The following is an 8,967-nucleotide window of genomic DNA, read 5'->3' on the forward strand; positions in this document are numbered from 1 at the left end:
ACGATCACGCTCACCGACGTGAACGAAGCACCGCTGGGCGCCGTCACGGACGTGAACGCTGCAGCCAACAGCGTGACGGAGAACGCGGCCAACGGCACGGTGGTGGGTATCACGGCCCAGGCGCTCGACCCGGACGGCACGGCCACGGTGAGCTACACCCTCAGCAACGACGCGGGCGGGCGCTTCGCCATCGACGCCACCACCGGCGTGGTGACGGTGCTGGACGGCACCCTCCTGAACTACGAGGCAGCCACCAGCCACGGCATCACCGTGTTGGCCACCTCCAGCGACGGCTCTACCTCCAGCGCCAACTTCACGATTGCGCTGACCGATGTGAACGAGCAGCCAGTGGGCGCCGTCACCGACGTGAACGCCGCGACCAACCAGGTGCCCGAGAACGCCGCCAACGGGACTGTCGTGGGCGTCACGGCCCAGGCCACCGACCCCGACGGCACCGCCACGGTGAGCTACACCCTCAGCAACGACGCAGGTGGGCGCTTCGCCATCGATGCCACCACCGGCGTGGTGACCGTGGCCGACGGCACGCTCTTGAACTACGAAGCCGCCACCAGCCATGGCATCACGGTGCTGGCCACCTCCAGCGACGGCAGCACTTCCAGCGCCAGCTTCACGATTGCGCTGACCGATGTCAACGAGGCACCGGTGGGTGCCGTCACGGACGTGAACGCTGCCGCCAACAGCGTGGCGGAGAACGCGGCCAACGGCACGGTGGTGGGCATCACCGCCCAGGCGCTGGACCCGGACGGCACAGCGACAGTGAGCTATAGCCTCAGCGACAACGCCGGTGGCCGCTTCGCCATCGACGCCACCACCGGCGTGGTGACGGTGGCCGACGGCACGTTGCTGAACTACGAGGCGGCGGCAAGCCATGGCATCACCGTGCTGGCGACATCCTCGGACGGCACGACCTCCAGCGCCAACTTCACGGTCAACCTGACCGATGTGAACGAGGCGCCTGTCGGCGCCGTGAGTGACACCAACCCTGCCGCCAACAACGTGGCAGAGAACGCGGCCAACGGCACGGTGGTCGGCATCACCGCCCAGGCCACCGACCCGGACGCCAGCGCCACGGTGAGCTACAGCCTCAGCAACAGCGCAGGCGGCCGTTTCACCATCGATGCGAGCACTGGCGTGGTCACCGTGGCCGACGGCACGCTTTTGAACTACGAAGCCGCCACCAGCCATGGCATCACCGTGCTGGCCACCTCCAGCGACGGCTCTACCTCCAGCGCCAACTTCACCATCAACCTGACCGATGTGAACGAGGCGCCTGTCGGTGCGGTCACGGATGTGGACGCCGCGGCGAACCAGGTGGCCGAGAACGCCGCCAACGGCACTGCCGTGGGCGTCACAGCCCAGGCCACCGACCCAGACGGCACAGCGACAGTGAGCTACAGCCTCAGCGACAACGCCGGCGGGCGCTTTGCCATCGACGCCACCACCGGCGTGGTGACCGTTGCCAACGGCACACTGCTGGACTACGAGGCCGCGACCAGCCACCAGATCACTGTCGTGGCCACGTCGTCGGACGGCAGCACCTCCAGCGCCAATTTCACGGTTGCGCTGACCGATGTGAACGAGCAGCCAGTGGGCGCCGTGAGCGACGTGAATCCTGCTGCCAACAGCGTGGCCGAGAACGCAGCCAACAGCACAGCCGTGGGCATCACGGCCCAGGCGACGGACCCCGACGGCACGGCAACGGTGAGCTACAGCCTCAGCAACAGCGCAGGCGGCCGCTTCGCCATCGACGCCACCACCGGCGTGGTGACCGTGGCCGACGGCACGCTCTTGAATTACGAAGCCGCCAGCAGCCATGGCATCACCGTGCTGGCCACCTCCAGCGACGGCAGTACCTCCAGCGCCAACTTCACGATCACGCTCACCGATGTGAACGAAGCACCGCTCGGTCCCGTCACGGACGTGAACGCCGCCGCCAACAGCGTGGCGGAGAACGCGGCCAATGGCACGGTGGTGGGCATCACCGCCCAGGCCACGGACCCCGACGGCACGGCAACCGTCAGCTACAGCCTCAGCGACAACGCTGGTGGACGCTTCGCCATCGATGCGAATACCGGTGTGGTGACGGTGGCCGACGGCACCCTTTTGAACTACGAAGCTGCCACCAGCCATGGCATCACCGTGCTGGCCACCTCCAGCGACGGCAGCATCTCCAGTGCCAGCTTCACCATCAACTTGACCGATGTGAACGAAGCACCGCTGGGTGCCGTCACGGACGTCAACGCCGCCGCCAACAGCGTGGTGGAGAACGCCGCCAACGGCACGGTGGTCGGCATCACCGCGCAGGCGACGGACCCCGATGGCACGGCCACGGTGAGCTACAGCCTCAGCAACGACGCCGGCGGACGCTTCACGATCGATGCCAACACCGGCGTGGTGACGGTGCTGGACGGCACGCTCCTGAACTACGAAGCGGGCACCAGCCACGGCATCACCGTGCTGGCGACTTCGTCGGACGGCAGCACCTCCAGCGCGAACTTCACAGTCGCGCTGACGGATGTGAACGAGCAACCGGTGGGCGCAGTCACCGATGGCAACCCTGCCGCCAACAGCGTGGCCGAGAACGCGGCCAACGGCACGGTGGTGGGCATCACGGCTCAGGCGACAGACCCCGACGGCACGGCGACGGTGAGCTACAGCCTCAGCAACAGCGCAGGTGGCCGCTTCACCATCGATGCGAATACCGGCGTGGTGACGGTGGCCGACGGCACGCTCCTGAACTACGAAGCCGCCACCAGCCATGGCATCACCGTGCTGGCCACTTCGAGCGACGGCAGCACTTCCAGCGCCAACTTCACGATCGCGCTCACCGATGTGAACGAGGCGCCTGTCGGCGCGGTGAGCGACGCGAACCCGGCCGCCAACAGCGTGGCGGAGAACGCTGCCAACGGCACGGTGGTCGGCATCACGGCGTTGGCCGTCGACCCTGACGGCTCGGCCACGGTGAGCTACGCCTTGAGCGACAGCGCGGGCGGGCGCTTCGCCATCGACGCCACCACCGGAGTGGTGACGGTGGCCGACGGCACGCTCTTGAACTACGAAGCCGCCACGAGCCATGGCATCACGGTGGTGGCCACCTCGTCGGACGGCAGCACGTCCAGCGCCAGCTTCACGATCGCGTTGACCGATGTGAACGAGGCGTCTCTCGGTGCCGTGAGCGATGCAAACGCCGCCGCCAACAGCGTGGCCGAGAACGCCGCCAACGGCACGGCCGTGGGCATCACGGCCCAGGCGGCCGATCCTGACAATACCGACACGGTCAGCTACAGCTTGAGCAACAACGCAGGCGGGCGTTTCGCCATCGACGCCACGAGCGGCGTGGTGACGGTGCTGGACGGCACGCTCCTCAACTACGAAGCCGCCACCAGCCACGGCATCACGGTGCTGGCCACCTCCAGCGACGGCAGCACCTCCAGCGCCAACTTCACGATCACGCTCACCGATGTGAACGAGGCGCCTGTCGGCGCGGTGAGCGACGCGAACCCGGCTGCCAACAGCGTCGCGGAGAACGCGGCCAACGGCACGGCAGTCGGCATCACGGCGTTGGCCGTCGACCCGGACGGCACGGCCACCGTGAGCTACAGCTTGAGCGACAGCGCCGGTGGCCGCTTCGCCATCGACGCCAACACCGGCGTGGTGACGGTGCTGGACGGCACGCTTTTGAACTACGAGGCAGCTGCCAGCCACGGCATCACCGTGTTGGCCACCTCGTCGGACGGCACGACGTCCAGCGCCAGCTTCACGATTGCGCTGACGGATGTGAACGAGGCACCCATCGGGGCCGTATCCGACATCAACGCGGCGGCCAACCAGGTGACAGAGAACGCGGCCAACGGCACACCAGTGGGCATCACCGCGCAGGCGCTCGACCCCGATGGCACGGCCACGGTGAGCTACAGCCTCAGCAACAGCGCAGGTGGACGCTTCACGATCGATGCCAGCACCGGCGTGGTGACGGTGCTGGACAGCACGCTGCTGGACTACGAGACGGCGAACAGCCACCAGATCACCGTGCTGGCCACGTCCTCCGACGGCACGACCTCCAGCGCCAACTTCGCCATCGCGCTGACGGATGTGAACGAGGCCCCCATCGGGGCCGTCTCCGACGTGAACGCTGCCGCCAACAGCGTGGCAGAGAGCGCGGCCAATGGCACGGCAGTGGGCATCACGGCCCAGGCGACGGACCCCGACGGCACGGCGACGGTGAGCTACAGCCTCAGCAACAGCGCAGGTGGGCGCTTCGCCATCGACGCGAACACCGGCGTGGTGACGGTGGCCGACGGCACGCTCCTGAACTACGAAGCCGCCACCAGCCATGGCATCACGGTGCTGGCCACATCCAGCGACGGCAGCACCTCCAGCGCGAACTTCACGATCGCGCTGACCGATGTGAACGAGGCGCCCATCGGGGCCGTGAGCGATACGAACGCTGCCGCCAACAGCGTGGCGGAGAACGCGGCCAACGGCACGGTGGTCGGCATCACCGCCCAGGCCACCGACCCCGACGGCACGGCCACGGTGAGCTACAGCCTCACGGACAACGCGGGCGGACGCTTCACCATCGATGCGAACACCGGCGTGGTGACGGTGCTCGACGGCACGCTTTTGAACTACGAAGCCGCCACCAGCCATGGCATCACCGTGCTGGCCACGTCGAGCGACGGCAGCACCTCCAGCGCCAACTTCACGATCGCGCTCACCGATGTGAACGAAGCCCCGCTGGGCGCCGTGACCGACGTGAACGCCGCGCCCAACCAGGTGCCCGAGAACGCGGCCAACGGCACGGTGGTCGGCATCACCGCGCTCGCCACCGACCCGGACGGCACGGCCACCGTGAGCTACAGCTTGAGCGACAACGCCGGTGGCCGCTTCGCCATCGACGCGAACACCGGCGTGGTCACCGTGGCCGATGGCACGCTGCTGAACTACGAGGCGGCGGCCAGCCACAGCATCACCGTGCTGGCCACGTCCACTGACGGGACCACGTCCAGCGCCAACTTCACGGTCAACCTGACCGACGTGAACGAACAGCCGGTCGGCGCCGTCACGGACGTCAACGCCGCGGCCAACCAGGTGCCCGAGAACGCCGCGACCGGCGCCCTCGTGGGCATCACCGCCCAGGCACTCGACCCGGACGGCACGGCCACCGTCAGCTACAGCCTGTCGGACAACGCGGGCGGGCGCTTCACCATCGACGCGAACACCGGCGTGGTCACCGTGGCCGATGGCAGCTTGCTGAACTACGAGGCGGCCACCAGCCACGGCATCACGGTGTTGGCCACCTCGTCCGACGGCAGCACCTCCAGCGCCAGCTTCACTGTCACCCTGACGGATGTGAACGAGGCCCCGGTGGGCGCGGTGACCGACGTGAACGCCGCGGCGAACCAGGTGGCGGAGAACGCCACCACAGGCACGGTGGTCGGCATCACCGCCCAGGCCACCGACCCCGACAACACAGCCACAGTGAGCTACAGCCTCAGCGACAGCGCCGGAGGCCGCTTCGCCATCGACGCCACCACCGGCGTCGTGACGGTGGCCGACGGCACGCTCTTGAACTACGAAGCGGCCACCAGCCATGGCATCACGGTGCTGGCCACCTCTTCGGACGGCAGCACCTCCAGCGCGAACTTCACGATCGCACTCACCGATGTGAACGAAGCACCCGTGGGCGCCGTCACGGACGTGAACGCTGCGGCCAACCAGGTGCCCGAGAACGCCGCGACCGGCGCCCTCGTGGGCATCACGGCCCAGGCACTCGACCCGGACGGCACGGCCACGGTGAGCTACAGCTTGAGTGACAGCGCGGGCGGGCGCTTCGCCATCGACGCGAACACCGGCGTGGTGACCGTGGCCGATGGCAGCTTGCTCAACTACGAGGCGGCCACCAGCCACGGCATCACCGTGGTGGCAACCTCGTCGGACGGCAGCACCTCCAGTGCCAGCTTCACGGTCAACCTGAGCGATGTGGACGAAGCACCGGTGGGCGCCGTCGCCGACGTGAACCCCGCAGCCAACCAAATCCCCGAGAACGCGGCCAACGGCGCCGTGGTCGGCATCACCGCCCAGGCCACCGACCCGGACGCCACCGCCACGGTGAGCTACAGCCTGAGCAACAGCGCCGGTGGCCGCTTCGCCATCGATGCCGCCACCGGCGTGGTGACGGTGGCCGACGCGAGCCTGCTGGACTACGAGGCCGCCACCAGCCATGGCATCACCGTGCTGGCCACTTCGTCGGACGGCTCCAGCTCGAGCGCCAATTTCACGATCACGCTCACCGACGTGAACGAAGCACCGGTGGGCGCCGTCGCGGACGTGAACGCTGCAGCCAACAGCGTGGCAGAGAACGCGGCCAACGGCACGGTGGTGGGCATCACCGCCCAGGCGCTCGACCCCGACGGCACGGCCACGGTGAGCTACAGCCTCAGCAACAACGCGGGCGGGCGTTTCGCCATCGACGCCACCACCGGCGTGGTGACGGTGCTGGACGGCACCCTCCTGAACTACGAGGCAAGCACCAGCCACGGCATCACGGTGTTGGCCACCTCGTCCGACGGCAGCACCGCCAGCGCCAACTTCACGATCGCGCTGACCGATGTCAACGAGCAGCCGGTGGGCGCCGTGATTGACGTGAACGCGGCAGCGAACCAGGTGGCCGAGAACGCGGCCAACGGCACGGTGGTCGGCATCACCGCGCAGGCGCTCGACCCCGACGGCACGGCCACGGTCAGCTACAGCCTCAGCGACAACGCCGGAGGCCGCTTCGCCATCGACGCCACCACCGGCGTGGTGACGGTGGCCAACGGCACGTTGCTGAATTACGAGGCGGCGGCCAGCCATGGCATCACCGTGCTGGCGACATCCTCGGACGGCACGACTTCCAGCGCCAGCTTCACGGTCAATCTGAGCGATGTGAACGAGGCACCGGTGGGTGCCGTCGCCGACGTGGACGCCGCCGCCAACCAAGTGCCCGAGAACGCCGCGACCGGCGCCATCGTCGGCATCACCGCGCAGGCGCTGGACCCGGATGGCACAGCGACAGTGAGCTACAGCCTCAGCGACGACGCCGGTGGCCGCTTCACCATCGACGCCACCACCGGCGTGGTCACCGTGGCCGATGGCACGCTGCTGAACTACGAGGCGGCCACCAGCCACGGCATCACGGTCGTGGCCACCTCGTCCGACGGCAGCACCTCCAGCGCCAGTTTCACGGTCAACCTGAGCGATGTGAACGAGGCGCCCGTGGGCGCCGTCACCGACGTGAACGCCGCGGCGAACCAGGTGCCCGAGAACGCGGCCAACGGCACGGTGGTGGGCATCACGGCCCAAGCACTCGACCCTGACGGCACGGCCACGGTGGGCTACAGCCTCTCGGACGACGCCGGTGGCCGCTTCGCGATCGATGCCGCCACCGGCGTGGTGACGGTGGCCGACGGCACGCTGCTGAACTACGAAGCCAGCAGCAGCCACCAGATCACCGTGCTGGCCACGTCTTCGGATGGCACCACCTCCAGCGCCAATTTCACGATTGCACTCACCGATGTGAACGAAGCACCGGTGGGCGCCGTGACCGACGCCAACGCCGCGGCCAACAGCGTGGCGGAGAACGCGGCCAACGGCGCGGTGGTGGGCATCACGGCCCTGGCCACCGATCCCGATGGCGCAGCCACGGTGGGCTACAGCCTCACGGACAACGCCGGTGGCCGCTTCGCCATCGACGCCACCACGGGCGTGGTGACCGTGGCCGACGGCACGCTGCTGAACTACGAGGCTGCGACCAGCCACCAGGTCACCGTGCTGGCCACGTCCTCCGACGGTTCGACATCGAGCGCCAACTTCACCATCGCGCTGACCGACGTGAACGAGGCCCCGGTGGGCGCCGTCACCGACGTGAATGCGGCTGCCAACCAGGTGGCCGAGAACGCCGCCAATGGGGCCGCCGTGGGCATCACAGCGCAGGCGCTGGACCCGGACGGCACGGCCACGATCAGCTACAGCCTCTCGGACACCGCGGGCGGGCGCTTTGCGATCGATGCCGTCACCGGGGTGGTCACCGTGGCCGATGGAACATTGCTGGACTACGAGAGCGCCACCAGCCACCAGATCACGGTGCTGGCCACCTCGTCGGACGGTTCGACATCGAGCGCCAACTTCACAGTCAACCTGACCGATGTGAACGAGCAGCCGGTGGGCGCCGTGACCGACGTGGACGCGGCGGCGAACCAGGTGGCGGAGAACGCCACCAACGGCACGGCGGTGGGCATCACCGCCCAGGCCACCGACCCCGACGGCACAGGCACGGTGAGCTACGCCCTCAGCGACAACGCCGGGGGCCGCTTCACCATCGACGCCAACACCGGCGTGGTGACGGTGGCCGACGCGAGCTTGCTCGACTACGAGGCCGCCAGCAGCCACCAGATCACCGTGCTGGCCACCTCCAGCGATGGCAGCACCTCCAGCGCCAACTTCACGGTTGCGCTGAGCGATGTCAACGAGCAGCCGGTGGGCGCCGTGACCGATGCGAACGCCGCAGCGAACCAGGTGCCCGAGAACGCCGCCAACGGCACCGTCGTGGGCGTTACGGCCCAGGCCATCGACCCCGACGGCACGGCCACGGTCGCCTACAGCCTCTCGGACAATGCCGGTGGGCGCTTCACCATCGATGCCGCCACCGGCGTGGTGACGGTGGCAGACGGCACGCTGCTCAACTACGAGGCGGGCACCAGCCACCAGATCACGGTGTTGGCCACCTCGTCCGACGGCAGCACCGCCAGCGCCAATTTCACGGTCGCGCTGACCGATGTCAACGAGCAGCCGGTGGGCGCCGTGACCGACGTGAACGCGGCAGCGAACCAGGTGGCCGAGAACGCGGCCAACGGCACGGTGGTCGGCATCACCGCGCAGGCGCTCGACCCCGACGGCACGGCCACC

General features: G+C 68.5%; 1 protein-coding gene. It reads left to right on the forward strand.

The genetic code is table 11. From position 1 onward, the window contains the following. The coding region (locus DES41_RS38670) for a cadherin repeat domain-containing protein (protein ID WP_170168423.1) at window positions 1–8,967 on the forward strand (8,967 nt) is incomplete at both ends.

Origin of the sequence: Pseudorhodoferax soli (assembly GCF_003337555.1) — a bacterium.
Classification (GTDB): Bacteria; Pseudomonadota; Gammaproteobacteria; order Burkholderiales; family Burkholderiaceae_C; genus Pseudorhodoferax; species Pseudorhodoferax soli.